This window comes from Salmonella sp. SAL00672, from assembly GCF_046552175.1.
Classification (GTDB): Bacteria; Pseudomonadota; Gammaproteobacteria; order Enterobacterales; family Enterobacteriaceae; genus Salmonella; species Salmonella enterica.
The window spans coordinates 192,464-217,057 of the sequence record NZ_JBGDUQ010000007.1; the positions used below are offsets into that span (position 1 = coordinate 192,464).

25 protein-coding genes and 1 pseudogene are annotated in these 24,594 nt (G+C 53.0%); 15 read left to right on the plus strand and 11 right to left on the minus strand.

Translation table 11 applies throughout. The features are described from left to right. Window positions 1-57: 57 nt before the first annotated feature. The 5 genes from cysP (at window position 58) to cysM (ending at window position 4,848) form a co-directional block, all read left to right on the plus strand. Window positions 58-1,074, plus strand: a complete 1,017-nt coding sequence (gene cysP, locus ACLJTG_RS17460) for a thiosulfate/sulfate ABC transporter substrate-binding protein CysP (protein ID WP_000290275.1) — start codon at window positions 58-60, stop codon at window positions 1,072-1,074. Further along, window positions 1,074-1,907, plus strand: coding sequence for a sulfate/thiosulfate ABC transporter permease CysT (cysT, locus tag ACLJTG_RS17465; protein ID WP_000881745.1), 834 nt, complete (start codon window positions 1,074-1,076; stop codon window positions 1,905-1,907). The genes cysP and cysT overlap by 1 nt, the downstream gene beginning before the upstream one ends. Then, window positions 1,907-2,782: a sulfate/thiosulfate ABC transporter permease CysW gene (gene cysW, locus ACLJTG_RS17470; protein ID WP_000852705.1), complete on the plus strand. Its 876-nt coding sequence runs from the start codon at window positions 1,907-1,909 to the stop codon at window positions 2,780-2,782. Before cysT ends, cysW begins: the two co-directional genes overlap by 1 nt. Then, on the plus strand, window positions 2,772-3,869 hold the full coding sequence (gene cysA / locus ACLJTG_RS17475) for a sulfate/thiosulfate ABC transporter ATP-binding protein CysA (RefSeq protein ID WP_000021076.1): 1,098 nt from the start codon (window positions 2,772-2,774) through the stop codon (window positions 3,867-3,869). The genes cysW and cysA overlap by 11 nt, the downstream gene beginning before the upstream one ends. A gap of 67 nt (window positions 3,870-3,936) precedes the next feature. Further along, the gene (gene cysM / locus ACLJTG_RS17480) at window positions 3,937-4,848 is read left to right on the plus strand and encodes a cysteine synthase CysM (protein WP_079951372.1); all 912 of its coding nucleotides are present in this window, start codon (window positions 3,937-3,939) and stop codon (window positions 4,846-4,848) included. Between the two features lie 130 nt (window positions 4,849-4,978). On the opposite strand, the pseudogene ACLJTG_RS17485 reads toward cysM, so the two are convergent. The 4 genes and pseudogenes from ACLJTG_RS17485 to ptsJ all read right to left on the minus strand — a co-directional run bounded on the left by ACLJTG_RS17485 (window position 4,979) and on the right by ptsJ (window position 7,996). Beyond that, window positions 4,979-5,518: pseudogene (locus ACLJTG_RS17485) on the minus strand (transglycosylase domain-containing protein). A 12-nt stretch (window positions 5,519-5,530) separates the two neighbouring features. Continuing rightward, on the minus strand, window positions 5,531-5,911 hold the full coding sequence (locus ACLJTG_RS17490) for a YfeK family protein (RefSeq protein WP_000710730.1): 381 nt from the start codon (window positions 5,909-5,911) through the stop codon (window positions 5,531-5,533). 58 nt (window positions 5,912-5,969) lie between these two features. Next, window positions 5,970-6,689 carry a type 1 glutamine amidotransferase gene (locus ACLJTG_RS17495; protein ID WP_024792728.1) on the minus strand — a complete coding sequence of 240 codons (720 nt, stop codon included), beginning with the start codon at window positions 6,687-6,689 and terminating at the stop codon, window positions 5,970-5,972. Window positions 6,690-6,703: 14 nt separating this feature from the next. Continuing rightward, window positions 6,704-7,996, minus strand: a complete 1,293-nt coding sequence (gene ptsJ / locus ACLJTG_RS17500) for a transcriptional regulator PtsJ (RefSeq protein WP_021000576.1) — start codon at window positions 7,994-7,996, stop codon at window positions 6,704-6,706. Between the two features lie 82 nt (window positions 7,997-8,078). On the opposite strand from ptsJ, the gene pdxK reads away from it, so the two are divergent. Both pdxK and ACLJTG_RS17510 read left to right on the plus strand, forming a co-directional pair. Further along, a complete protein-coding gene (pdxK, locus tag ACLJTG_RS17505) occupies window positions 8,079-8,945 on the plus strand; it encodes a pyridoxine/pyridoxal/pyridoxamine kinase (RefSeq protein ID WP_021000575.1) in 867 nt (288 codons plus the stop codon). Beyond that, window positions 8,942-9,181, plus strand: a complete 240-nt coding sequence (locus tag ACLJTG_RS17510) for a hypothetical protein (protein ID WP_000844541.1) — start codon at window positions 8,942-8,944, stop codon at window positions 9,179-9,181. Before pdxK ends, ACLJTG_RS17510 begins: the two co-directional genes overlap by 4 nt. Window positions 9,182-9,330: 149 nt before the next feature. Here ACLJTG_RS17510 and crr read toward each other — a convergent pair whose 3' ends face one another. The 5 genes from crr to cysZ form a co-directional block, all read right to left on the minus strand. Beyond that, the gene (gene crr / locus ACLJTG_RS17515) at window positions 9,331-9,840 is read right to left on the minus strand and encodes a PTS glucose transporter subunit IIA (protein WP_000522253.1); all 510 of its coding nucleotides are present in this window, start codon (window positions 9,838-9,840) and stop codon (window positions 9,331-9,333) included. A 40-nt stretch (window positions 9,841-9,880) separates the two neighbouring features. Continuing rightward, window positions 9,881-11,608 (minus strand): phosphoenolpyruvate-protein phosphotransferase PtsI, encoded by a 1,728-nt coding sequence (gene ptsI, locus ACLJTG_RS17520; protein WP_000623114.1) that lies wholly within the window; start codon window positions 11,606-11,608, stop codon window positions 9,881-9,883. Between the two features lie 48 nt (window positions 11,609-11,656). Beyond that, complete coding sequence (ptsH, locus tag ACLJTG_RS17525) at window positions 11,657-11,914, minus strand: phosphocarrier protein Hpr (RefSeq protein WP_000487600.1); 258 nt, start codon at window positions 11,912-11,914, stop codon at window positions 11,657-11,659. A gap of 383 nt (window positions 11,915-12,297) precedes the next feature. Beyond that, window positions 12,298-13,269, minus strand: a complete 972-nt coding sequence (gene cysK / locus ACLJTG_RS17530; RefSeq protein ID WP_000036904.1) for a cysteine synthase A — start codon at window positions 13,267-13,269, stop codon at window positions 12,298-12,300. A gap of 311 nt (window positions 13,270-13,580) precedes the next feature. After that, the gene (gene cysZ / locus ACLJTG_RS17535) at window positions 13,581-14,342 is read right to left on the minus strand and encodes a sulfate transporter CysZ (RefSeq protein ID WP_000255008.1); all 762 of its coding nucleotides are present in this window, start codon (window positions 14,340-14,342) and stop codon (window positions 13,581-13,583) included. Window positions 14,343-14,573: 231 nt separating this feature from the next. On the opposite strand from cysZ, the gene zipA reads away from it, so the two are divergent. From zipA to ACLJTG_RS17550, 3 genes are all read left to right on the plus strand, one after another. After that, window positions 14,574-15,560, plus strand: coding sequence for a cell division protein ZipA (gene zipA / locus ACLJTG_RS17540; protein WP_000983132.1), 987 nt, complete (start codon window positions 14,574-14,576; stop codon window positions 15,558-15,560). A 71-nt stretch (window positions 15,561-15,631) separates the two neighbouring features. Then, window positions 15,632-17,647 (plus strand): NAD-dependent DNA ligase LigA, encoded by a 2,016-nt coding sequence (ligA, locus tag ACLJTG_RS17545; RefSeq protein ID WP_000433273.1) that lies wholly within the window; start codon window positions 15,632-15,634, stop codon window positions 17,645-17,647. A 1-nt stretch (window position 17,648) separates the two neighbouring features. Continuing rightward, a complete protein-coding gene (locus tag ACLJTG_RS17550) occupies window positions 17,649-17,867 on the plus strand; it encodes a DUF3820 family protein (protein WP_001519708.1) in 219 nt (72 codons plus the stop codon). On the opposite strand, the gene ACLJTG_RS17555 is transcribed toward ACLJTG_RS17550, so the two are convergent. After that, window positions 17,864-18,862 (minus strand): bile acid:sodium symporter family protein, encoded by a 999-nt coding sequence (locus ACLJTG_RS17555; protein ID WP_000765569.1) that lies wholly within the window; start codon window positions 18,860-18,862, stop codon window positions 17,864-17,866. The genes ACLJTG_RS17550 and ACLJTG_RS17555 overlap by 4 nt on opposite strands. 89 nt (window positions 18,863-18,951) lie before the next feature. On the opposite strand from ACLJTG_RS17555, the gene ACLJTG_RS17560 reads away from it, so the two are divergent. Next, complete coding sequence (locus tag ACLJTG_RS17560; RefSeq protein WP_079951371.1) at window positions 18,952-19,878, plus strand: LysR family transcriptional regulator; 927 nt, start codon at window positions 18,952-18,954, stop codon at window positions 19,876-19,878. A 61-nt stretch (window positions 19,879-19,939) separates the two neighbouring features. On the opposite strand, the gene ACLJTG_RS17565 is transcribed toward ACLJTG_RS17560, so the two are convergent. Further along, window positions 19,940-20,701, minus strand: a complete 762-nt coding sequence (locus tag ACLJTG_RS17565; protein ID WP_000722926.1) for an outer membrane protein — start codon at window positions 20,699-20,701, stop codon at window positions 19,940-19,942. Between the two features lie 255 nt (window positions 20,702-20,956). Between ACLJTG_RS17565 and xapA the strand changes: the two genes are divergently transcribed. Genes xapA through ACLJTG_RS17585 form a run of 4 tightly spaced genes read left to right on the plus strand, consistent with a single transcriptional unit; the run spans window position 20,957 to window position 24,254 of the window. Further along, window positions 20,957-21,790, plus strand: coding sequence for a xanthosine phosphorylase (xapA, locus tag ACLJTG_RS17570; RefSeq protein WP_410959036.1), 834 nt, complete (start codon window positions 20,957-20,959; stop codon window positions 21,788-21,790). Window positions 21,791-21,844: 54 nt separating this feature from the next. Continuing rightward, the gene (locus tag ACLJTG_RS17575) at window positions 21,845-23,101 is read left to right on the plus strand and encodes a nucleoside permease (protein WP_000513241.1); all 1,257 of its coding nucleotides are present in this window, start codon (window positions 21,845-21,847) and stop codon (window positions 23,099-23,101) included. A 58-nt stretch (window positions 23,102-23,159) separates the two neighbouring features. Further along, on the plus strand, window positions 23,160-23,318 hold the full coding sequence (locus ACLJTG_RS17580; RefSeq protein ID WP_000658727.1) for a XapX domain-containing protein: 159 nt from the start codon (window positions 23,160-23,162) through the stop codon (window positions 23,316-23,318). 51 nt (window positions 23,319-23,369) lie between these two features. Next, entirely contained in the window at window positions 23,370-24,254 is an 885-nt protein-coding gene (locus tag ACLJTG_RS17585) for a LysR family transcriptional regulator (RefSeq protein WP_079951370.1), read from the plus strand. The last annotated feature ends 340 nt before the right edge of the window (window positions 24,255-24,594 follow it).

A 24,594-nucleotide genomic window follows, 5' to 3' on the forward strand; every position in this document is an offset into this window, starting at 1 on the left:
GCGCTGGTTATAAATATGATGACCATAAGAAAGTCATTAAATTTATAAGGGTGCGCAATGGCCGTTAACTTACTGAAAAAGAGACCCCTGACGCTGGCAGCAATGCTGTTACTGGCAGGGCAGGCGCAGGCAACAGAGCTGCTGAACAGCTCATACGATGTCTCCCGCGAGCTGTTTGCCGCCCTTAACCCGCCGTTTGAGCAACAATGGGCGAAGGATAACGGCGGCGATAAGCTGACGATTAAGCAGTCTCATGCCGGGTCATCAAAACAGGCGCTGGCGATTTTGCAGGGACTGAAGGCAGACGTCGTGACCTACAATCAGGTGACCGACGTACAGATTCTTCATGATAAAGGCAAACTGATCCCTGCCGACTGGCAAAGCCGTCTGCCGAACAACAGTTCGCCATTCTATTCCACGATGGGCTTCCTGGTGCGCAAGGGGAACCCGAAAAATATTCACGACTGGAGCGATCTTGTACGTTCCGACGTGAAGCTGATTTTCCCTAACCCGAAAACCTCCGGCAACGCCCGCTATACGTATCTGGCGGCATGGGGCGCGGCGGATAACGCGGACGGCGGCGATAAAGCCAAAACCGAACAGTTTATGACCCAGTTCCTGAAAAACGTCGAAGTGTTTGATACCGGCGGTCGCGGCGCTACGACTACCTTTGCCGAGCGTGGTCTGGGCGATGTGCTGATTAGTTTTGAGTCGGAAGTGAACAATATCCGCAAACAATATGAAGCCCAGGGATTTGAAGTGGTGATCCCGAAAACGAACATTCTTGCTGAATTCCCGGTTGCCTGGGTGGATAAAAACGTGCAGGCCAACGGCACAGAAAAAGCCGCCAAAGCTTACCTGAACTGGCTGTATAGCCCGCAGGCGCAGACCATCATCACCCATTACTACTACCGCGTGAATAACCCGGAAATCATGGGCAAGCAAGCAGATAAATTCCCGCAGACCGAACTGTTCCGCGTGGAAGAAAAGTTTGGTTCCTGGCCGGAAGTGATGAAAACGCACTTTGCCAGCGGCGGCGAGCTGGACAAACTGTTGGCGGCGGGGCGTAAGTAATGCTTGCCGTTTCTTCCCGACGCGTGCTGCCCGGCTTTACGTTAAGCCTCGGCACCAGTTTGCTGTTTGTCTGCCTGATCCTGCTGTTGCCGTTGAGCGCGCTGGTGATGCAGCTCTCACAGATGAGCTGGGCGCAATACTGGGATGTTGTGACCAACCCACAGGTGGTGGCTGCCTATAAAGTGACGCTACTGGCGGCATTTGTAGCGTCGATTTTTAATGGAGTGTTTGGCCTGCTGATGGCGTGGATTTTAACCCGCTACCGTTTTCCAGGGCGCACGTTGCTGGATGCGCTGATGGATCTGCCGTTTGCGCTGCCGACAGCGGTAGCGGGGTTAACGCTGGCCTCGCTGTTCTCAGTGAACGGTTTCTACGGTCAGTTTCTTGCGCAGTTTGATATCAAAGTGACCTATACCTGGCTCGGTATTGCGGTGGCGATGGCCTTTACCAGCATTCCATTTGTGGTGCGCACCGTCCAGCCGGTACTGGAAGAGCTGGGGCCGGAATATGAAGAAGCGGCACAAACGCTGGGGGCCACCCGGCTGCAAAGTTTTCGCAAAGTCGTGCTGCCTGAGCTGTCGCCTGCGCTGATTGCCGGCGTGGCGCTCTCTTTTACCCGTAGCCTGGGCGAGTTTGGCGCGGTGATTTTTATCGCTGGAAATATTGCCTGGAAAACAGAAGTGACCTCGCTGATGATTTTTGTGCGTTTGCAGGAGTTTGATTACCCAGCCGCCAGCGCCATTGCCTCGGTGATCCTTGCGGCATCCTTGCTGCTGCTGTTCTCTATCAATACTTTGCAAAGTCGCTTTGGTCGACGTGTGGTAGGTCATTAATGGCGGAAGTGACTCAATTGAAGCGATACGACGTCCCCCGCATTAACTGGGGAAAATGGTTTTTGATTGGCGTCGGGATGCTGGTTTCGGCGTTTATCCTGCTGGTGCCGATGATTTACATCTTCGTGCAGGCGTTCAGCAAAGGGTTAATGCCGGTACTGCAAAATCTGGCCGATCCGGACATGCTGCACGCCATCTGGCTGACGGTGTTGATTGCCTTGATCGCAGTGCCGGTGAATCTGGTGTTCGGCATTCTGCTGGCGTGGCTGGTGACGCGCTTTAACTTCCCCGGACGTCAGCTATTGCTGACCCTGCTGGATATTCCCTTTGCCGTCTCGCCGGTGGTGGCCGGTCTGGTCTATCTGTTGTTTTATGGCTCCAACGGCCCGTTGGGCGGCTGGCTGGATGAGCATAATTTGCAAATGATGTTCTCCTGGCCGGGGATGGTACTGGTCACTATTTTTGTCACCTGTCCGTTTGTGGTGCGCGAACTGGTGCCAGTGATGCTCAGCCAGGGCAGTCAGGAAGATGAGGCGGCGATTTTACTGGGCGCATCCGGCTGGCAAATGTTTCGCCGCGTGACATTGCCGAATATTCGCTGGGCGCTACTCTACGGCGTGGTGTTAACCAACGCCCGCGCGATTGGCGAGTTTGGCGCGGTGTCGGTGGTGTCCGGCTCGATTCGCGGCGAAACGTTATCGCTACCGTTACAGATTGAATTACTGGAGCAGGACTACAACACCGTCGGCTCCTTTACCGCCGCCGCATTGTTGACGCTAATGGCGATTATTACCCTGTTTTTGAAGAGCATGTTGCAATGGCGTCTGGAGAATCAGGAAAAACGCGCGCAACAGGAGGAAAATCATGAGCATTGAGATCGCCAGAATTAAGAAATCGTTTGGTCGCACTCAGGTACTGAATGATATCTCGCTGGATATTCCTTCCGGCCAGATGGTTGCCTTGTTGGGGCCGTCTGGTTCCGGCAAAACGACGCTGCTGCGCATTATTGCCGGGCTGGAGCATCAGTCCAGCGGGCATATTCGTTTCCACGGTACGGACGTTAGCCGCCTGCACGCGCGTGAGCGTAAAGTCGGTTTTGTGTTTCAGCACTATGCGCTGTTTCGCCATATGACGGTGTTTGACAACATCGCTTTTGGCCTGACGGTGCTGCCGCGACGCGACCGCCCAACTGCGGCGGCGATTAAAACGAAAGTGACGCAATTGCTGGAGATGGTGCAACTGGCGCACCTCGCGGATCGCTTCCCCGCCCAGCTTTCCGGCGGACAAAAACAGCGCGTGGCGCTGGCGCGCGCGCTTGCCGTGGAACCGCAAATTCTACTGCTGGATGAACCGTTTGGCGCGCTGGATGCCCAGGTACGTAAAGAGTTACGTCGCTGGTTGCGCCAGCTACATGAAGAACTGAAATTCACCAGCGTCTTTGTCACCCACGATCAGGAAGAAGCGACGGAAGTGGCGGATCGGGTGGTGGTGATGAGTCAGGGCAATATCGAACAGGCTGATGCGCCGGATCGGGTGTGGCGTGAACCGGCAACCCGCTTCGTACTGGAGTTTATGGGCGAGGTGAACCGCCTGACAGGCACCGTCCGCGGTGGGCAGTTTCACGTTGGCGCGCATCGCTGGCCGCTGGGTTATACGCCCGCGTACCAGGGGCCGGTCGATCTGTTCCTGCGTCCGTGGGAGGTGGATATTAGCCGCCGCACCAGCCTGGATTCTCCGCTACCAGTACAGGTCATTGAGGCCAGCCCGAAAGGTCACTATACACAGTTAGTGGTACAGCCGCTGGGGTGGTATCACGATCCGCTGACGGTGGTGATGGCGGGTGAGGATGTTCCGGTTCGCGGCGAGCGTTTGTTTGTTGGACTGCAAAAAGCGCGTCTGTATAACGGCGACCAGCGTATTGAAACGCGTGAAGAGGAACTTGCTCTGGCGCAATCGGCCTGATAGGTTAATTTGTATAGTTATCGCCCGGTGGCGCTACGCATACCGGGCTTTTTTACGAGCTGAAAACGTGAATACATTAGAACAAACCATCGGCAATACGCCGCTGGTCAAATTACAACGTCTGGGGCCGGATAACGGCAGTGAAATCTGGGTCAAGCTGGAAGGCAATAATCCGGCAGGATCGGTGAAAGATCGCGCGGCGCTATCGATGATTGTCGAGGCGGAAAAGCGCGGGGAAATTAAACCGGGCGATGTCCTGATTGAAGCGACCAGCGGCAACACTGGCATTGCGCTGGCGATGATCGCCGCGCTGAAAGGTTATCGCATGAAGCTGTTGATGCCAGACAACATGAGTCAGGAGCGTCGGGCGGCAATGCGGGCCTATGGCGCGGAACTGATTCTGGTCACTAAAAAGCAGGGAATGGAAGGGGCGCGCGATTTAGCGCTCGCTATGTCTGAACGAGGCGAGGGCAAACTGCTCGATCAGTTTAATAATCCTGATAATCCCTACGCCCACTACACGACCACCGGCCCGGAAATCTGGCGGCAAACGTCAGGTCGCATCACCCATTTTGTCTCCAGCATGGGCACGACCGGCACCATTACCGGCGTGTCGCGTTTTCTGCGCGAGCAGGAAAAACCGGTCACCATCGTTGGCCTACAGCCGGAAGAGGGCAGCAGTATTCCGGGCATTCGACGCTGGCCTGCGGAATATATGCCGGGCATTTTTAACGCCTCGCTGGTAGATGAGGTGCTGGATATTCATCAGAATGATGCCGAAAACACCATGCGTGAACTGGCCGTTCGTGAAGGCATTTTCTGCGGCGTGAGTTCCGGCGGCGCGGTAGCGGGCGCGTTACGCGTCGCACGAGCCACGCCCGGCGCGATAGTGGTGGCGATCATCTGCGATCGCGGCGACCGTTACCTTTCGACCGGCGTGTTTGGTGAAGAGCATTTCAGCCAGGGAGCAGGGATTTAAACTAATGGGTTCAGCTGATTGGGATAAACACAGGCAACGGCGCCTTTGACAAGCGGGAATATCCTGCCGATTTTCTATGTGCGCCAGCGCATTACCGCCGCCTTTTATAATAAAAGCTCGTCTGTTGTTCTTATTGTTGTATTTGTTCCTGGCAAAGCGTCATGTAATGCTTGCTGCTTTCTACCAGCCTGGCTGAACCAGGCCGGTAAAGTGACGGCGCTTTAAACATATAAATCAGTTGTACTTGTTGCTGGCAGGCCATCTCTGTCACTGGTACGTGAAATAACGTTAACGCCGCATTTTTCGTACCGTAAACCGCGTTACCCTGCGAATCCCGGCCATAATACGCTTGCGCCAGCATCATGGCATACAGCTCGTCGTCGCGGTACAGGCTGTCCAACCAGAACACCCAGATCGCGGTCCTGAAATGCCCATCCACGCCAGCTTGGGTATAGAGCAATCTGGCAGTATAAGATTTGGGATGTATTTTGGCCGCAGCGCGGCGCAAAAAACGCGTCTGCGGCGATTCGGACAACCAGAAAGAGGCGCTCTGTAATGCGGTCTAGGCTATGGGACGAATTTCCAGATAATAGTAAACGATTAACCCTACAGCAAACGCTAACAGAAGCGCGATAACGCCTTTAAAAAACCACAGTAACACGCCTGGCATTATGATTTTTTCTTACTCAACATTCTTATCCGTTTCCGCAATAAGCGCATGTAAATAAGGCTGCGCGTTTTCATCGCTTTTACCGGGAATTTTAACGATATAGGGCTTTCCGGTGATGGACGACGACGACGCGACTTTATCGATAAACTGTTCGGCGGTGTCGATACGATTGCGCGTGTTACCCAGTTTTAAGCGCAGGTGCGATACGGCTTCCTCGCAGTTATGCGCATCACCGTTACGAACGAATGTCAGATCCTTTTTCTGCGCCAGCGCATTCAGCATGGCGTTAATGCGCGCTTCTTCGTGGGCGTTTAGCTTCGCCCAGGCGGGTAGGGTCAGCAGGAGCGCAACGACGGCGCAGACAATTTTCTTCATGGTAAAATCCTTTTTCATGCGATAATCACTGCACCTCAGACCGTTAGCCGGGTAATAAGTTGCACTCCTGGTGGGGTTATTTTTGTGAGTGCGCCAGCGTGAATTCATCCAGAAAACGCCACAGCTTTTCATTCATTTGCTGGTAATTCCATGCGCGCATTTCGGCAACCGAGCGGATAAAACGCTTCCCTTGCGCGTCGGCCAGCTCCTGCTGCGAATGTTGGATTAATCCTTCAACCGCCTCGACGGTAAATTCCATATGGCACTGGAAACCGTAGACAAAATTGCCGTACTGCACTATCTGACGTGGACAGCCTTCGCTTTCGGCCAGCACGGTCGCCTGATCGGTGAGTCCTGGCATATCGTTGTGCCAGTGGCCGACGGTTAACGGGGAGCCAAAGTGGGTGATAAGCGGATGCCGCAGACCGGCTTCAGTGAGCGTAATAGGGTAGTGACCAATCTCTTTTTCCGGACTTTGGCACACCGCGGCGCCCAGCGCCTCGCCAATGAGCTGCGAACCAAGACAAATGCCGATAACCATTCGCCGGGCCGTAATCGCCTGATTAATTAAGTGCTGTTCGGCGCGAGAGTCAAAGTACGGGCACTCTTCGCGGGTGGTGCGCGGCGACTGCGGACCGCCAAATACCACGAGCATATCGAACTCATCGGCATTGGGCGGTAGCGCTTCTCCGGCATAGACGCGCGACCATGAAATGGTATAACCGCGATCTTCAGCCCATTTCAGATAAGCGCCAGCGGATTCAAACGACTCATGGACAACAAAATGAACTCGCACGTTATTTTCTCCTGTTAGCGATTTAGCGCCTGATGGACATCAGCCGCCAGCGTGTTGATCTCGCTGTCATTTAATGTCGACAGCGTGATACGTAGACCGTGAGACGGCGCGCTTACGCCAAAGGCTTCTCCCTCACGTACCAGCCAGCCGGATTTTGCCAGCGTAAACGCGGTAGCCTGGCTATGGGTGTCCAGTGGGAGCCAGGCATTCACGCCGTCGCCGGGAGAAATGGCGATGCCATATTGCTGTAGGGCGCGGGCCAGTTTTTGTTGCCGGACGGCGTAAAACAGCCGCGTTTGCGTCAGCCTGTGCTGATACTCAGGGTCGGTCAGGCAGGCGTAGACCAGATCCTGTAACAGATGGCTGACCCACTGACTACCGGCATTTAGCCGCAGCCGAAGTTTTGCCGAGGTCGCGCTGTCGCTGGCGATAATAGCAAGACGTAAATCGGGGCCGAGGGCTTTGGAAACGGAGCGTATCACCGCCCAGTGTTGCGTTGTCTGCGCAATAACCGGCTGCCAGGGCGACGAAGAAAGCAGGGCGAAGTGATCGTCGATAATGACCACTACCTGAGGGTAACGCGCCAGTATATTTTGCAGCGCAGCGGCACGGCGAGCGCTCAGGCTACAGCCGGTAGGGTTGTGTGCGCGCGGCGTTAAGATCACTGCCCGCGCGCCCTGGTTTAGCGCCTGTTCCAGCTTTTCAGGCTGCATTCCTTCGCTATCCACACTGACCGGGCTGGCGCTAAAACCGGCATAGCGCAGCATATTGATACTGCTTAAAAAACAGGGATCTTCCACCGCGACGCTGTCGCCCGGCAGCAGATGCGCGCAAAGCAGTCTTTCAATGGCGTCGATAGCTCCGCTGGTGATATCAATTTCGCCTGCGACGGGGGTGGCATCCCGTAGCCAGCGCGCCGCCCAGGCGTGTAGTTCAGGGGAAACGGGCGCATCGCCGTAGAGATGCGGCGTGCGGCTGAGACGGGCAAAATAACGGCTAAGGTCAGGCAGACGCTGCGGATCGGGATTGCCGCCGGAAAGGTCGTGCAGAGGCGTATGCGGATCGCCGCCTTCCAGCGCTACGGGAGACGGACTGCCTTTAATCACCGTCCCATTGCGGCCTAAACTTTGCGCCAGTCCCGCCGTTATCAGCCGTTTATACGCCGCTGCGACGGTATTGCGGTTCACCTTTAATTCGCTTGCCAGCTCCCGTACCGGCGGGAGCGAATCCTCCGCCCGTAACGTGCCGGCGATAATGTGTTGACGGATACTGTCAAAAATTTCGTTAGCGGTTTTTCCGTCGATCATTATTGACCTATGACAAAATGAATTTTAGCATATGACAATGATAATGAGGCGGTAGCCTGCTGTCCAGCGAGAGGAAAATTTTATGGGACAAGAGAGTGATATTCAGTCAGTGCTCTTCGACGACAACCATCGGGCGTTACAGACCGATATCGTCGCCGTCCAGTCACAGGTCGTGTACGGCAGCGTAGGCAACAGTATCGCTGTTCCGGCCATTAAAGCGCAGGGACTACGCGTGACGGCGGTCCCGACGGTGCTGTTCAGCAATACGCCGCACTATAAAACCTTTTATGGCGGCATTATTCCCGCCGAGTGGTTTGCAGGCTACCTTACGGCGTTGAATGAGCGCGATGCGTTACGTGAATTAAAAGCGATTACCACCGGTTACATGGGCAGCGCAGACCAAATTGTCTTGCTGTCGAAGTGGCTAATGGCGATCCGGGCTTCGCATCCGGAGGTGTGTATTCTTGTCGATCCGGTCATTGGCGATACCGACAGTGGAATGTATGTGCAGGCGGAAATTCCGCAGGCTTATCGCACATATTTGTTGCCGCAGGCGCAGGGGCTAACGCCGAACGTATTTGAGCTGGAGATGCTGAGTGGTAAACCGTGCCGCACGCTGGAAGAGGCGGTGGCGGCGGCGCAATCGCTGCTTTCCGATACGCTGAAATGGGTGGTTATCACCAGCGCGCCGGGCGAATCTTTGGAGACCATAACGGTTGCGGTCGTTACTGCGCAGGTCGTGGAGGTCTTTGCCCATCCGCGGGTGGCGACGGAATTAAAAGGGACGGGAGATCTCTTCTGCGCCGAGCTGGTCAGCGGTGTTGTGCAGGGGAAAAAACTGACGACCGCGGCAAAAGATGCGGCGCAGCGCGTGCTGGAGGTGATGACCTGGACACAGCAGTGTGGCTGTGATGAGTTAATTCTGCCGCCGGCAGGGGAGGCGCGATGAAGAGTTATCGGCTGGTGGTTCGCCAGCAGGGACGTATCGTGGGGCATTTTGAAACGAGCGGGCTGGACGCGCTGGAAGATATTTGCGTAGCGCGGGCGATGTTTGGCATCACTGGCGGCTATCAGTGCGAGTTGCAAGTGTCCGATTCCGAACGCAGGATGCTGGAGAGTGGCCCGGATGGGATGAAGATCCTGATGCGCGAGAAGTGCTTTCGCCCGGTGACCTCGCAGTTGTAACCCGTGGATTGGCGCTGAAATGTTCGCAACCTTGTAGGCCTGATAAGCGTAGCGCCATCAGGCAGTGCGCCGCACCACCGCCGGATGGCGGCGCAAGTACAGGCAAAAAAAATGGCGCCCAAAGGCGCCATTCTTCACTGCGGCAAGAATTACTTCTTAATGCGGATAACCGGAGTTTCACCCACGGTCACGCTACCGGACAGTTTGATCAGTTCTTTGATTTCATCCATGTTGGAGATAACAACCGGAGTCAGGGTAGACTTGGCTTTTTCTTCCAGCAACGGCAGATCGAACTCGATGACCGGATCGCCAACTTTCACGCGCTGACCTTCTTCAGCAATACGCTTGAAGCCTTCGCCTTTCAGCTCAACGGTGTCGATACCGAAGTGAACGAACAGCTCAATGCCGCTATCGGATTCGATAGAGAACGCATGGTTGGTTTCAAAGATTTTGCCGATGGTGCCGTCAACAGGGGCGACCATTTTGTTACCGGTTGGTTTGATAGCGATGCCATCACCAACGATTTTTTCAGCAAAAACTACATCCGGCACGTCTTCGATGTTGACGATCTCGCCAGAGAGCGGGGCAACAATCTCAATAGTTCCGGTGTCTTTCTTATCATCAGAAACCAGAGATTTTAGTTTATCGAACAAACCCATGATCTTCTCCTAAGCAGTAAATTGGGCCGCATCTCGTGGATTAGCAGATTGTTTTTTCTTCAATGAACTTGTTAACCAGCGTCATTAACTCGTCCGTTGTCGGTTGAGCAAGAGCCTGCTCTGCTAACACCTTCGCATCTTCGAAGTTCGTGTTACGGATAATCTTCTTAATGCGCGGGATAGAAATGGCGCTCATAGAGAATTCGTCCAGACCCATCCCCAGCAACAGAAGTGTAGCACGTTCGTCGCCTGCAAGCTCACCACACATGCCAGTCCATTTACCTTCTGCATGAGAAGCATCAATAACTTGCTTGATCAAGTTCAGTACGGACGGTGACATTGGCTGGTAAAGGTGTGAAATCATATCATTACCACGGTCAACTGCCAGGGTGTACTGCGTTAAATCATTGGTGCCGATACTAAAGAAATCAACTTCTTTGGCTAAATGACGCGCAATTGTCGCCGCAGCCGGTGTTTCCACCATCACGCCAATCTCAATGCTTTCGTCAAATGCTTTACCTTCGTCACGCAGTTCCTGTTTGTAGATTTCAATCTCTTTGCGCAGCGCGCGAACTTCTTCAACAGAGATGATCATCGGGAACATAATGCGCAATTTACCGAAAGCGGAGGCACGCAGAATCGCGCGAACCTGGTCACGCAGGATCTCTTTGCGATCCATGGCGATACGCACGGCGCGCCAGCCCAGGAACGGGTTCTCTTCTTTCGGGAAGTTCATGTACGGCAGCTCTTTGTCGCCGCCAATGTCCATGGTACGGACGATAACCGCCTGCGAGCCGCACGCTTCAGCGACCGCTTTATAGGCGGCAAACTGCTCTTCTTCCGTCGGCAGCGCGTCGCGATCCATGAACAGGAATTCAGTACGATACAGACCAACGCCTTCCGCGCCGTTGCGCTCAGCGCCTTCAACGTCACGAACGGTACCGATGTTGGCGCAAACTTCGACCTGATGTCCATCCAGCGTGATTGCCGGCAGATCTTTCAGTTTTGCGAGTTCCGCTTTCTCGGTCGCAACCTGCTCCTGGACGGCGCGCAGTTGCTCAATAACATCGTTGGTCGGGTTGACGTAAACCTGGTTGTTTACGGCATCCAGAATCAGATAGTCGCCGTTTTTCACCTGAGCGGTGACGCTACCGGTACCTACGATCGCTGGCAGTTCCAGAGAACGCGCCATGATGGAGGTATGAGACGTGCGTCCGCCCGCGTCGGTGATGAAGCCCAGCACTTTCTGCAGGTTCAGCTGTGCAGTTTCTGACGGCGTCAGGTCAGCGGCAACCAGGATAACTTCTTCCTGAATCGCGCTCAGATCGATAATGGCCAGACCCAGGATGTTGCGCAGCAGGCGCTTACCAATATCACGTACGTCAGCCGCACGCTCTTTCAGGTATTCGTCATCCAGTTCTTCCAGGGCAGTGGCCTGACCTTCGATAACTTCATGCGCGGCTGCGTCAGCCGTCATGTGCTTATCTTTAATCAGGGCTATGATTTCCTGCTCCAGCTCCTCATCTTCGAGCAGCATAATATGCCCTTCAAAGATGGCTTCTTTTTCTTCACCGAACGTTTCACCAGCTTTTGTCTTGATCGCTTCCAGTTGCGCAGATGCCTTGGCACGACCGCTCAGAAAACGTTCAACTTCCTGATCAACCTTGTCGGCAGAAATTTTTTTCCGGTCAATGACGATTTCGTCTTCTTTCAGCAGCAGTGCTTTGCCGAAAGCGATACCCGGGGATGCTAAAATGCCTGAAATCATAACCCTACCTTACTTGTGACTGATTTTTAAAAGAACCCGGAAAAAAACTTACTCGAGTTCCGCCATCAGTTTGACCAGATGTTCAACCGCTTTCTGCTCATCTTCACCTTCTGCGGAGATGGTGACGACGGTGCCTTGAGTCAGGCCCAGAGTCTGCAGTTTAAACAGGCTTTTCGCGCTGGCGCTTTTGCCGTTGGAAGTCACAGTAATCTCAGAAGTGAAGCCTTTTGCTTCTTTAACAAACTGAGCAGCAGGGCGGGTGTGCAGACCGTTCGGAGCGGTAATGGTAACTTCTTGCTGGAACATTGTATTTCCCCAACTTATAGGTTTAGTGTTGTGGAACTAAAGTCTAGCCTGGCGGCTCAACTTTAGCCTGTATTGTTAGCGCCGGCGTAAACGGGACGCGACACAAAAGGTGTTCTACGCAATCCGTTGCTGGCAACTTATGGCCGCTGACGTTTCGCTCGTCATTAAACATTATGCCGCGAAAGGAAGAGTTGAACCAAATCATAAAATCGATTCAGCTAACGCTTTTCCTGTAACGATTAATTTCGCGCATCAAAATAATTAGTCTGGTTAAATACCAGTTCCGGCAGGGTGAATCAATGCCAGGTGAGGTGAAAGTTTGAAGCAGGCCACAAAAAAGCACCCAAAAAGGTGCTTTTTTACGCGTTTTTAACATGCTGGCATCACTGTTGCAGTTCTTTCTCAGTAAAGAGATCGGCGAACAACGCGGTGCTCAGATAACGCTCACCTGATGAGGGTAGGATAACCACAATATTCTTATTGGTAAAGCTTTCATCTTCCTGCAGCTTAAGCGCTGCAGCAACCGCGGCGCCGGAAGAAATTCCTGCCAGAATACCTTCCTCTTCCATCAGACGGCGCGCGGTAGAAATGGCTTCTTCATTGGTGATGCCAACCACTTTATCAATCAGTTTCAGATCCAGGTTGCCCGGGATGAAGCCTGCGCCGATACCCTGAATTTTATGCGGGCCCGGTTTGATCTCTTCACCAGCCAGCGCCTGGGCGATAACCGGGGAGTCAGTGGGTTCTACCGCAACGGTGATAAGATCGGTTTTACCCTTCGTCCCTTTGATATAACGCGTGACGCCGGTTAACGTACCGCCAGTGCCGACGCCGGAGATAAACACATCCACCTGACCATCGGTGTCTTCCCAGATTTCCGGGCCGGTGGTTTTTTCATGGATTTCCGGGTTGGCAGGGTTGCTGAACTGCTGGAGCAGGAGATATTTTTGCGGATCGCTGGCGACAATTTCTTCGGCTTTCTGAATAGCGCCTTTCATCCCTTTCGCCCCTTCGGTCAGCACCAGATTCGCGCCTAATGCTTTGAGTAGCTTGCGGCGTTCAATGCTCATGGTTTCCGGCATGGTCAGGGTGAGTTTGTAACCGCGCGCGGCGGCGACATACGCCAGCGCAATACCGGTGTTGCCGCTGGTCGGCTCGACCAGTTCCACGCCAGGTTTCAGTACGCCACGCTTTTCGGCATCCCAAATCATATTGGCGCCGATACGGCACTTGACGCTGAAGCTCGGGTTGCGCGACTCCACCTTCGCCAGAATGCGTCCATTACCGATACGGTTCAGTCGAACCAGCGGCGTATGACCGATAGTCAGCGAGTTATCTTCATAAATCTTACTCATGGCCTGTCCTTAACTGTATGAAATTGGGATACCTTCCCAGCATACCTTCCAGCCAGATATGGGGAAGTAAGGATTTCGCATATCTATATGCTGATGGGGAATAATGGTTATCAGTATGGAATAAGAGACAGCATAAGAGCTTATCCCATTAGGGCTATTTTACTTGCCATTTTGGACCTGGGCAGTGCTCAAAATCCTCACGTACTACGTGTACGCTCCGGTTTTTGCGCGCTGTCCGTGTCCAAACTGGCTGCGCCAATAACGCCTGGTGGGATAGGCTCTAAGCCATCTCTTATTTATACATTTTTACGTTATTTCCATAACGCGTGCTTAGCACGCCAGCAATCAACCCACATTGCCGTCGCGCCACAGACGGCGACAGGCATAATGAAAAGGTTAAGCACCGGAATCATCGTAAAGAGGCTGGTGAGCGCGCCAAATTGCATATTCGCCACCTTCTGCGTGCGCAACGCGGCGCGCATCGTTTTAAACGGCACTTTGTGGTTATCGAACGGGTAGTCGCAATACTGGATCGCCAGCATCCAGGCGCTGAACAAAAACCACAGTACCGGCGCGATGGTTTGGCCAATGCCAGGAATAAAATAGAGAACCAGCAGCACAATAGCGCGCGGCAGATACCACGCCAGCTTTTGCCATTCACGTTTCATAATGCGCGGTACATCTTTCATGATGCCGAGTATGCCGGTATCTGGCGGCGTGGCGCCGGTTAACCGCGCCTCAAGCTGTTCGGCTAAAAGGCCGTTAAACGGCGCGGCGATCCAGTTGGCGAGAGTAGAGAAAAAATAGCCAAAGACCAGTAGAACAGAGATAACCGCAATCGGCCACAGCAGATAGCTCAGCCATTGCAGCCAGTCCGGCACATGACTCATCAACGAAGGTATCCAGGCGTCAAGCTGGGTAAACAGCCACCAAAATGCGCCGCCCATCAGCACAATATTGACCAGCAAAGGTAAAATAACAAAGCGGCGGATTCCCGGTAGGGTGACTAACTTCCATCCTTGCGAGAAATAATAGACGCCGCTACGTGGTACGGTTGTGGATGATGAAACCATATTCAGGACATACTCCTTTTTCTTAAAGCCCTGGGTAAACGTGGGATATCTTACCCGGTTATCAGACGGTGGATAGTTCGGAAATGTTCGAAAAAACAGCAAAAAGCACATTTTCCTTCATCTTTATGCTGCGAAAGCCAACAGTACACTTGCACTTGACGTAATCGGCAAATACTCTTAGTGAGTAAATGTTTGCCGTGGTGGCAAGGTGTTAGAACAACAGAGAATATAATGATGCAGGATTTGCGTCTGATATTAATCATTGTTGGCGCGATCGCCATAATCGCTTTACTGGTACATGGTTTCTGGACCAGCCGTAAAGAACGATCTTCTATGTTCCGCGATCGTCCACTAAAACGCATGAAATCGAAACGCGACGACGACTCGTATGACGACGATGTCGAAGAAGACGAAGGCGTGGGTGAAGTTCGTGTTCACCGCGTAAATCATGCCCCCGGCCAGTCGCAGGAGCATGATGCCCCTCGTCAGTCGCCGCAACACCAGTACCAGCCGCCTTATGCGTCTGCGCAACCGCGTCCAGCGGCGCCGCCGCAGCCGCAAGCGCCGATGCAACAGCCGGTTCAGCAACCGGTCCAACCTGCGCCGCAGCCTCAGCAGGTTCAGCCATCTGTGCCGCCGGTACAGCCGCCGCAACAGCAGCCTGCACCGCCGTCGCAAGCGCCGCAGCCTGTTGCGCAGCCCGCGCCGCCGCCATCAGCGCAAACCTTCCAGCCTGCGGAACCTGTGGTTGAGGCGGAACCGGTAGTGGAAGAAGCGCCGGTTGTGGAAAAACCGCAGCGTAAAGAGGCGGTCATCATTATGAACGTCGCGGCCCATCATGGCAGCGAGCTTAATGGTGAAGTGTTACTGAACAGTATTCAGCAGTCAGGCTTTAAATTTGGCGATATGAATATTTTCCATCGTCATTTGAGCCCGGACGGCAGCGGCCCGGCCTTGTTCAGTCTCGCGAATATGGTCAATCCGGGAACGTTCGATCCTGAAATGACGGACTTCACTACGCCTGGCGTCACTATCTTTATGCAGGTACCGTCTTACGGCGATGCGCTGCAGAACTTCAAGCTGATGCTGCAATCCGCGCAGCATATCGCTGATGAGGTCGGTGGCGTCGTGCTGGATGACCAGCGTCGGATGATGACGCCGCAGAAACTGCGCGAATATCAGGACCGCATCCGCGAGGTGATGGACGCTAACGCCTGAGGTTAACGCAGGTGTGACATTTTTAACGTAACCCCCGCCTGTCGGGGGTTTTTTATCATTGATGGTGTGATATGGAACCAATCGAACAACAACTGACAGAACTGCGAACCACGCTTCGCCATCATGAATATCTGTATCATGTGATGGATGCGCCAGAGATTCCCGACGCCGAATATGACCGCCTGATGCGGGAACTGCGAGAGCTGGAGGCGCAACGTCCGGACCTTATCACGCCGGATTCGCCCACGCAGCGCGTTGGCGCGGCGCCGCTGACGGCATTCAACCAGATTCGCCATGAAGTACCGATGCTGTCGCTCGATAACGTATTTGATGAAGAAAGCTTCCTGGCGTTTAACAAGCGAGTGCAGGATCGTCTAAAAAGCACGGAAAATGTCATCTGGTGCTGCGAGCTAAAACTGGATGGCCTGGCGGTCAGCATTCTGTATGAAAACGGCGTACTGGTGAGCGCTGCGACGCGTGGCGACGGCACCACCGGTGAAGATATCACTTCAAACGTGCGCACGATTCGCGCCATTCCGTTAAAGCTGCACGGCGATAACATTCCGGCGCGTCTTGAAGTTCGCGGAGAGGTATTTTTACCGCAGGCCGGGTTTGAAAAGATCAATGAAGACGCGCGCCGCACTGGCGGCAAAGTGTTTGCTAACCCGCGTAACGCGGCGGCGGGCTCGCTGCGTCAGCTCGATCCGCGTATTACGGCGAAGCGACCGCTAACATTTTTCTGCTACGGCGTCGGTATTCTGGAAGGCGGCGAGTTGCCGGATACGCATCTGGGACGTTTGCTGCAATTTAAAGCGTGGGGGTTACCGGTCAGCGATCGCGTGACGCTGTGCGATTCTCCCCAGGCGGTACTGGATTTTTATCACAACGTCGAAAAAGATCGCCCCACGCTCGGTTTTGATATCGACGGCGTGGTGATTAAGGTCAACTCGCTGGCTTTGCAGGAACAGCTGGGCTTTGTGGCCCGCGCGCCGCGCTGGGCGGTGGCGTTTAAATTTCCTGCTCAGGAGCAGATGACTTTTGTGCGCGATGTTGAGTTTCAGGTCGGGCGCACCGGGGCGATTACGCCGGTGGCGCGTCTGGAACCGGTTCAGGTGGCTGGTGTGCTGGTCAGCAATGCCACGTTGCATAATGCCGATGAAATTGAGCGACTTGGCTTGCGCATTGGCGATAAGGTGGTTATCCGTCGGGCAGGAGATGTGATCCCTCAGGTGGTCAACGTGGTTCTGTCCGAACGCCCTGAAGAGACGCGTCCGATTGTGTTTCCAACGCACTGTCCGGTGTGCGGATCGGACGTAGAGCGCGTTGAAGGCGAAGCCGTTACCCGTTGTACCGGCGGGCTGATTTGCGGCGCGCAGCGTAAAGAGTCGCTGAAACATTTTGTGTCGCGCCGGGCGATGGATGTAGACGGGATGGGCGATAAGATCATCGACCAACTGGTGGAAAGGGAGTATGTCCATACGCCAGCGGATCTGTTCCGTCTGACGGCGGGTAAACTGACCGGCCTGGACCGAATGGGGCCAAAGTCCGCGCAAAATGTTGTAAACGCGCTGGAAAAAGCCAAAGCGACGACTTTTGCGCGTTTTCTCTATGCGCTGGGCATCCGTGAAGTGGGTGAAGCGACGGCGGCGGGGCTGGCGGCTTATTTCGGCACGCTGGAGGCGCTGCAGACCGCTACCATTGACGAGTTGCAGAAAGTACCCGACGTGGGGATTGTGGTCGCTACGCACGTCTTTAACTTTTTTGCCGAAGAGAGCAATCGTGACGTGATTGGGCAGCTACTGGCGGAAGGGGTTCACTGGCCCGCGCCGGTAGTCATTAATGTGCAAGAGATCGATAGCCCGTTTGCCGGTAAAACCGTGGTACTAACCGGTAGCCTGAGCCAGATGTCCCGCGATGACGCTAAAGCGCGTTTAGCGGCGCTGGGCGCGAAAGTGGCAGGCAGCGTATCGAAGAAAACCGATCTGGTGATTGCCGGTGAAGCGGCGGGCTCCAAACTGGCCAAAGCGCAGGAACTGGGTATTACCGTGATTGATGAAGCGGAAATGATCCGCTTACTGGGTGCCTGAGATGGAAAAAGAGCAGCTGGTTGAAATCGCCAACACCGTGATGCCCTTTGGCAAATATCAGGGACGTCGATTGATCGACCTTCCGGAAGAGTATTTGCTGTGGTTTGCCCGTAAAGATCAATTTCCGGCGGGTAAACTAGGGGAGTTGATGCAAATCACGCTGCTGATTAAAACCGAGGGGCTGACGCAACTGGTACAGCCCCTGAAACGCCCGCTTTAAGCTTTCGCGGCGCGGCTTTCCTGCTGCGCCTGTAACTTCTCGGTCTGGCGTTTGTAGCGCCGCGCCAGCCCTGCGCAGACCATCAGTTGGATCTGGTGGAAGATCATCAGCGGTAATACCATCATACCCAGCACTGACGTCGGAAACAGAATATTGGCCATCGGGATCCCGTTGGCCAGGCTTTTTTTCGAACCGCAGAAGACAATAGTGATTTCGTCGGCTTTATTGAAGCCGCATTTACGGGCGACAAAGACGTTAATGGCGATGACGATCGCCAGCAGTATGAGGCTGACCACGACGATAAACAGCAGCGATCCCCAGCCGACTTTGTGCCAGATGCCGTTGACCACCGCTTCGCTGAACGCCGAGTAGACCACCAACAGAATAGAGGTCTGATCCGTTTTCGCGATCCACTTTTTGTTGCGCGCGACCCAATTGCCGATCCACGGGCGAGACAGGTGTCCCAGCACAAAAGGCAGCAGCAGTTGCAGCATAATTTTGCCCACCTCTTCCAGACTGCCCTGCGCGCCATGAATATTCATTACCAGACCGACCAGCAGCGGCGACAGGAAAATGCCCAGCAGGCTGGACGCAGACGCTGAGCACACCGCGGCCGCGACGTTACCGCCCGCGAGTGAAGTAAACGCAATCGCAGACTGCACGGTGGCGGGCAAAATACACAGATACAGAAAGCCGCTGTAGAGCATAGGGTCGACATTGACAGGCGCCCACCAGGCAAACAGTACGCCGAGGACAGGAAAGAGCACAAAAGTGCTGCACATGACCCACAGATGCAACCGCCAGTGGCTGCCGCCAGCGATGATCGCTTCACGCGAAAGCTTCGCGCCATGCATAAAAAACAGCAGAGCGATAGCCGCTGTCGTAATGCCTTCAACGACAGGCACAAAGCCACCTTCCGCCGGGAAAAAAGAGGCCAGTAGTACCACGGTGATAAGTGTCAGCGTGAAAGGGTCAAGGATACGAAAAAGTTTCATAAAAACTCCTGAAAGTCGGTGCAGCTATTTTGCGTTTTTCGCTTTGAGAAATAAAATTGATTTATTGCATCTATATATGAATCTAGTCGATGAACTATTCACTGCGTCAACTGCGTATTTTTATTACCGTCGCCCAGGCCAAAAGTTTCAGTCGGGCAGGGGACAGGATTGGACTGAGCCAGTCTGCGGTCAGTCATAGCGTAAAAGAGCTGGAGCGGCAAACCGGCGTCAGACTGCTGGATCGCACTACGCGTGAGGTGGTGCTGACCGAGGCGGGGCAACAACTGGCGACGCGTCTGGAGCGGGTGCTTGATGAACTGAACAGCATACTGCGCGATGCAGGCAGAGTAGGGACACAATTAACCGGCACCGTGCGCGTTGCCGCGAGCCAAACCATTTCTGCGCATCTTATTCCGCAATGCATTGCCCAAAGTAATTCACTTTATCCCGCTATTGATTTTGTATTGCACGATCGTCCGCAGCAGTGGGTGCTGGAGAGCATCCGCCAGGGTGAAGTGGATTTTGGCATCGTTATCGATCCCGGCGCAGCGGTGGATTTACAGTGTGAAGCCATCTTATCAGAGCCTTTTTTACTGTTGTGTCGCCAGGATCATCCGCTGGCGCATCAGGAATGGGTAAGCTGGCATGATCTTAAACAGGCGTCGCTGGTCCTACAGGATTATGCTTCCGGCAGTCGACCGCTGATTGATGCGGCGCTGGCCCATTTTTCGATTGATGCCAATATTGTTCAGGAGATTGGTCACCCGGCCACGCTTTTTCCAATGGTGGAAGCGGGAATCGGCATCAGCGTGCTGCCCGCGCTGGCGTTACCGCTCCCGCAGGGCAGCCACTTACAGGTTAAACGGCTGACGCCCGTAGTTGAAAGGCAGCTCATGCTGGCGCGGCGAAAAAACCGATCGCTCTCCACGGCGGCGCAGGCGTTGTGGGACGTGGTGCGTACTCAGGCCAGCGAATTAACCGCCGCGAGGGCGAAAGATCCGCTGTATCAGCTATAAATATCTATCTGTCCGTGTGTGAGGTGCGGTCTTGCCCTGCCATTTTTGACAGGGCTGTGTGTTAAAACAGGTATTTGATGGAATAAATAATGCCATCCTGCAGGAAGGATTCTCCTAACTTATTATCAGCGTAACGATATTGTACTCCTGCGGTCAGGTGAGGAGTCGCATTCCACCACAGCGCTACTGCGCCATTAATGCCATCTTTCCCGCCATTGCCCGCAGCGTAGGACGCATCGCGGTCAAACTCATACTCATTCCAGTTCGTTACGCTGAATTTCTCACTACCCAACGAGAAGCTATAGCCGGCCACCCAACCTAATACATAACCATTATCGCCTGTGTAGTAGGTCTGATCGGTATAACGTTTGGCAAAGAAGGGTTTAAACCAGTAACCGTTACCTGTGAAGTTATAGCCTAAACCATAGAGAAACATGTCATCATGGAAATTAGCGCGATGAGGTGAACCGTACGTCCCGTAGGCATGGAGATAGAGGTTTAATCCTGTATCGCCCAGATAAATACGGTTGGTATTTTTAAAGGTGTAACGCTGTTCGCTGCCTGGTTTAGCGTGGCGGCCATTGTAAAAATTTTCCCAGTCGAAGAACCCGTACATTTCTCCCCAGCTAAAATTCGCTCCGCCTTCCAGTTCCAGGTACCCAAAATCATCTTTATGGGATTTTTTACTGGTTTTTTCCGTGGTGTCTGATGTCCAGTCGAGGTAATGGAGGCCGATATCGGCGAACCCGCCTTTAAATTCCGCATGGGTGAGTGCGGGAATAATGAGTAAAGAAGAAAGTGTCAGAGTAAGAATTTTTTTCATAGCATATTTCCCTATGCCGATAATTATTAATGGGTTAATTAAAAAGAGGCAATTTATAAATATGAAAGCGGCATATTGTTAATATGAATTGCAAGCAAAAACCAATACTGTTTTCCCTCTGTATTAATACAGAAGCGATCTAAATCTATCGATATTAAATGGCTATTGATGACACGTGAAAAGTGTATTGGTCAGCAAGGGGCGATGGTCGTTATAAAAAGGAGTCAAATTAAATCCGATAGAACAAGGAAACTTATGCCTCACGCTCTTTTTTCTCATAATCCTGAGTATTGTATTGATATTATTCATGCACATAAACCGGCATTTACCCCGCGAGTCGCGTTTATTTTAGGCTCCGGGTTGGGTGCTCTGGCGGATCAAATCGAAGATGCGGTAGCCATTTCTTACGAGAAATTGCCGGGATTTCCCGTCAGCACCGTACACGGCCATGCTGGTGAACTGGTGCTCGGCCATCTGGCGGGTGTTCCGGTGGCCTGTATGAAAGGTCGCGGACATTTTTATGAAGGGCGTGGAATGGCGGTGATGACCGATGCCATTCGCACGTTGAAATTACTGGGCTGTGAAGTGTTGTTCTGCACCAATGCGGCAGGATCTCTGCGTCCGGAAGTGGGGCCGGGTAGCCTGGTTGCGCTTAGCGATCACATTAATACGATGACCGGTACGCCGATGGTGGGGCCAAACGATGATCGTTATGGCGATCGCTTCTTCTCGCTGGCTAATGCTTATGACGCAGATTATCGCGCCATGCTTCAGTCCGTTGCGGCAGAGGAGGGATTCCCCCTCACTGAAGGCGTATTTGTTTCTTATCCGGGTCCGAACTTCGAAACGGCGGCAGAAATCCGCATGATGCAGATTATTGGCGGCGATGTGGTCGGAATGTCCGTTGTCCCTGAGGTGATTAGCGCACGTCATTGTGGCCTCAAAGTTGTTGCCGTCTCAGCGATCACCAATCTGGCGGAAGGGCTGGGCGATGTAAAACTCTCCCATGCGCAAACGCTGGCGGCGGCTGAACTTTCCCGGCAGAACTTTATCAATCTGATTTGCGGCTTTTTACGTAAGCTGGCCTAAACACAATGACTACGGCCCCGTATTGGGGCTTTATCTCACGGCAAGGAATAAAAAATGGGTATTACGTCCCGCTTAAAAGTCATGTCGTTCTTGCAATATTTTATCTGGGGGAGCTGGCTGGTTACCCTGGGCTCTTACATGATCAACACTCTGGATTTTACCGGCGCGAATGTCGGTATGGTCTACAGCTCAAAAGGACTGGCAGCGATTATCATGCCGGGCATTATGGGGATCATTGCTGATAAATGGCTGCGCGCTGAGCGAGCCTATATGCTTTGCCATCTGGTTTGCGCGGGGGCGTTATTATACGCCACCACCGTTACCGATCCCCAGACGATGTTCTGGGTGATGTTGGTTAATGCGATGGCGTATATGCCAACGATTGCATTATCCAATAGCGTTTCGTACTCCTGTCTGGCGAAAGCAGGTCAGGATCCGGTAACGTCATTTCCGCCTGTGCGCGTTTTCGGCACAATAGGTTTTATTGTTGCGATGTGGACGGTGAGCCTGATGGGGCTGGAACTGAGCAGTGCGCAATTATACATCGCTTCTGGCGCATCGTTATTGCTGGCCCTGTATGCGCTGACGTTACCGAAAATTCCGGTAGCCGAGAAGAAGGCGAACACCACGCTTGCCAGTAAGCTCGGACTGGATGCTTTTGTTCTGTTTAAAAATCCACGCATGGCAATCTTCTTTTTGTTTGCGATGATGTTGGGGGCGGTGCTGCAAATTACCAATGTCTTCGGTAATCCGTTCCTGCATGATTTTGCCCGTAATCCTGAGTTTGCCGACAGCTTTGTGGTGAAGTATCCCTCTATCTTGCTTTCAGTTTCGCAGATGGCGGAAGTGGGCTTTATCCTCACCATTCCGTTCTTCCTTAAACGCTTTGGTATTAAAACGGTAATGCTGATGAGTATGCTGGCGTGGACGCTGCGTTTCGGCTTCTTTGCCTTTGGCGATCCATCCCCGTTTGGCTTTGTGCTACTGCTGCTGTCGATGATTGTTTATGGCTGCGCATTTGATTTCTTCAACATCTCAGGGTCAGTATTTGTAGAGCAGGAGGTGGACTCAAGTATTCGCGCCAGCGCGCAGGGGTTGTTTATGACCATGGTTAACGGCGTGGGGGCGTGGATTGGGTCTCTTTTAAGCGGTATGGCCGTGGATTATTTTTCTATTGATGGCGTAAAAGATTGGCAAACCATCTGGCTGGTCTTTGCCGCCTACGCTCTGGCATTGGCCGTTATTTTTGCATTGTTCTTTAAATATCAGCACCATCCAGAAAAACTGTCGACCAAATCATTAGCACATTAATTTTATTTGACTGGCGAGAGGATGTTCGCCAGTCCATTTTTATGAACAAGGACACAGTATGAAAGAAATTATTCTCTCCTCCGGTATTGGATTTGGTATTGGCGCATTTTTTACTTTATGCCGTATACCTATTCCTGCACCAAATGTTTTACCCGGGGTTTTATCTATTGTATTTATGTATATTGGGTATCTTGTCGTTAAATCTATTTTTTACTAGGTAATATGGTAAATTCCAGACGTTATCCCTTATTCCTGGAGTGCGATAGTGATGGAACGAGCCCATCGTATTGATCTAAAGCTATTACGTTATTTCCTCGCTGTTGCAGAAGAATTGCATTTTGGCCGGGCTGCTGCCCGGTTAAATATGTCACAACCTCCCTTGAGTATCCATATCAAAGAACTTGAACAGCAACTGGGTACATTGCTGTTTATTCGTCATTCCCGCAGCGTTGCATTAACCCATGCCGGGAAAGTTTTAATGGAGGAGTCACGTCGCTTGTTAGCCAGTGCAAATCAGGCGCTGGCGCGAGTGGAGCAGATTGGTCGCGGTGAAGCGGGGCGCATTGAACTGGGTGTGGTTGGTACGGCGCTGTGGGGAAGAATGCGTCCTGCGATGCGTCACTTTTTGAAAGTAAATCCCAATGTTGAAGTACTTTTTCGCGAAAAGTCTCCAGGTATGCAAATGGCGTTGTTAGAGCGTCGGGAACTTGATGCAGGGATCTGGCGTATGGCTATCGAACCAGCAGTCGGTTTTACCAGCATACGTTTGCATGAATCTGCATTCATGGTTGCAGTTCCGGAAGATCACGATCTGGCATCCAGAGATTCTGTGCCGCTGGCGGCGTTGCGCAATGAATATTTTGTTACATTGCCTTCCGTACATTCTGATTGGGAATTTTTACAACGTGTATGCCAACAGGCAGGCTTTTCGCCAATGATTATTCGGGAAGTGGTTGAGCCGCAAACGGTGTTGGCGATGATCAGTATGGGGATCGGGATTACGTTGATGGCTGATGGCTATGCGCAAATGAGCTGGCCGGGTGTGGTGTTCCGTCCGTTAGAGGAACGTATTCCGGCGGATTTGTATATTGTGTATGACCAGCAGCAGGCAACGCCAGCACTGGAGAAACTGGTGGCGGCGTTGACGGTATGATGTCTGTGCCGGATGGCGACTAACGTCTTATCCGGCCTACGTGTGCGGTGCTGTCTGTGCCGGATGGCGACTAACGTCTTATCCGGCCTACGCGTGCGGTGTCGTCTGTGCCGGATGGCGATTAACGTCTTATCCGGCCTACGTGTGCGGTGTCGTCTGTAGGCCTGATAAGCGCAGCGCATCAGGCAAGACCCGAACCTGCGACAGGTTCGAATCTTCCATATCGCAGATAGCAAAAAAGCGCCTTTAGGGCGCTTTTTTACATTGGTGGGTCGTGCAGGATTCGAACCTGCGACCAATTGATTAAAAGTCAACTGCTCTACCAACTGAGCTAACGACC

Bases quoted from the DNA above. Each gene is read 5' to 3' on its own strand.
- crr (WP_000522253.1), bottom strand. From the start codon at position 9,840: ATGGGTTTGTTCGATAAACTAAAATCTCTGGTTTCTGATGATAAGAAA.
- ligA (WP_000433273.1), top strand. From the start codon at position 15,632: ATGGAACCAATCGAACAACAACTGACAGAACTGCGAACCACGCTTCGC.
- ACLJTG_RS17560 (WP_079951371.1), top strand. From the start codon at position 18,952: ATGAACTATTCACTGCGTCAACTGCGTATTTTTATTACCGTCGCCCAG.
- ptsJ (WP_021000576.1), bottom strand. From the start codon at position 7,996: ATGATCGACGGAAAAACCGCTAACGAAATTTTTGACAGTATCCGTCAA.
- ACLJTG_RS17575 (WP_000513241.1), top strand. From the start codon at position 21,845: ATGGGTATTACGTCCCGCTTAAAAGTCATGTCGTTCTTGCAATATTTT.
- ACLJTG_RS17550 (WP_001519708.1), top strand. From the start codon at position 17,649: ATGGAAAAAGAGCAGCTGGTTGAAATCGCCAACACCGTGATGCCCTTT.
- cysZ (WP_000255008.1), bottom strand. From the start codon at position 14,342: ATGGTTTCATCATCCACAACCGTACCACGTAGCGGCGTCTATTATTTC.
- zipA (WP_000983132.1), top strand. From the start codon at position 14,574: ATGATGCAGGATTTGCGTCTGATATTAATCATTGTTGGCGCGATCGCC.
- ACLJTG_RS17510 (WP_000844541.1), top strand. From the start codon at position 8,942: ATGAAGAGTTATCGGCTGGTGGTTCGCCAGCAGGGACGTATCGTGGGG.
- ACLJTG_RS17555 (WP_000765569.1), bottom strand. From the start codon at position 18,862: ATGAAACTTTTTCGTATCCTTGACCCTTTCACGCTGACACTTATCACC.
- cysW (WP_000852705.1), top strand. From the start codon at position 1,907: ATGGCGGAAGTGACTCAATTGAAGCGATACGACGTCCCCCGCATTAAC.
- ACLJTG_RS17490 (WP_000710730.1), bottom strand. From the start codon at position 5,911: ATGAAAAAGGATTTTACCATGAAGAAAATTGTCTGCGCCGTCGTTGCG.
- ptsH (WP_000487600.1), bottom strand. From the start codon at position 11,914: ATGTTCCAGCAAGAAGTTACCATTACCGCTCCGAACGGTCTGCACACC.
- ACLJTG_RS17585 (WP_079951370.1), top strand. From the start codon at position 23,370: ATGGAACGAGCCCATCGTATTGATCTAAAGCTATTACGTTATTTCCTC.
- cysK (WP_000036904.1), bottom strand. From the start codon at position 13,269: ATGAGTAAGATTTATGAAGATAACTCGCTGACTATCGGTCATACGCCG.
- ACLJTG_RS17565 (WP_000722926.1), bottom strand. From the start codon at position 20,701: ATGAAAAAAATTCTTACTCTGACACTTTCTTCTTTACTCATTATTCCC.
- cysT (WP_000881745.1), top strand. From the start codon at position 1,074: ATGCTTGCCGTTTCTTCCCGACGCGTGCTGCCCGGCTTTACGTTAAGC.
- xapA (WP_410959036.1), top strand. From the start codon at position 20,957: ATGCCTCACGCTCTTTTTTCTCATAATCCTGAGTATTGTATTGATATT.
- ptsI (WP_000623114.1), bottom strand. From the start codon at position 11,608: ATGATTTCAGGCATTTTAGCATCCCCGGGTATCGCTTTCGGCAAAGCA.
- cysA (WP_000021076.1), top strand. From the start codon at position 2,772: ATGAGCATTGAGATCGCCAGAATTAAGAAATCGTTTGGTCGCACTCAG.
- cysP (WP_000290275.1), top strand. From the start codon at position 58: ATGGCCGTTAACTTACTGAAAAAGAGACCCCTGACGCTGGCAGCAATG.
- pdxK (WP_021000575.1), top strand. From the start codon at position 8,079: ATGGGACAAGAGAGTGATATTCAGTCAGTGCTCTTCGACGACAACCAT.
- ACLJTG_RS17580 (WP_000658727.1), top strand. From the start codon at position 23,160: ATGAAAGAAATTATTCTCTCCTCCGGTATTGGATTTGGTATTGGCGCA.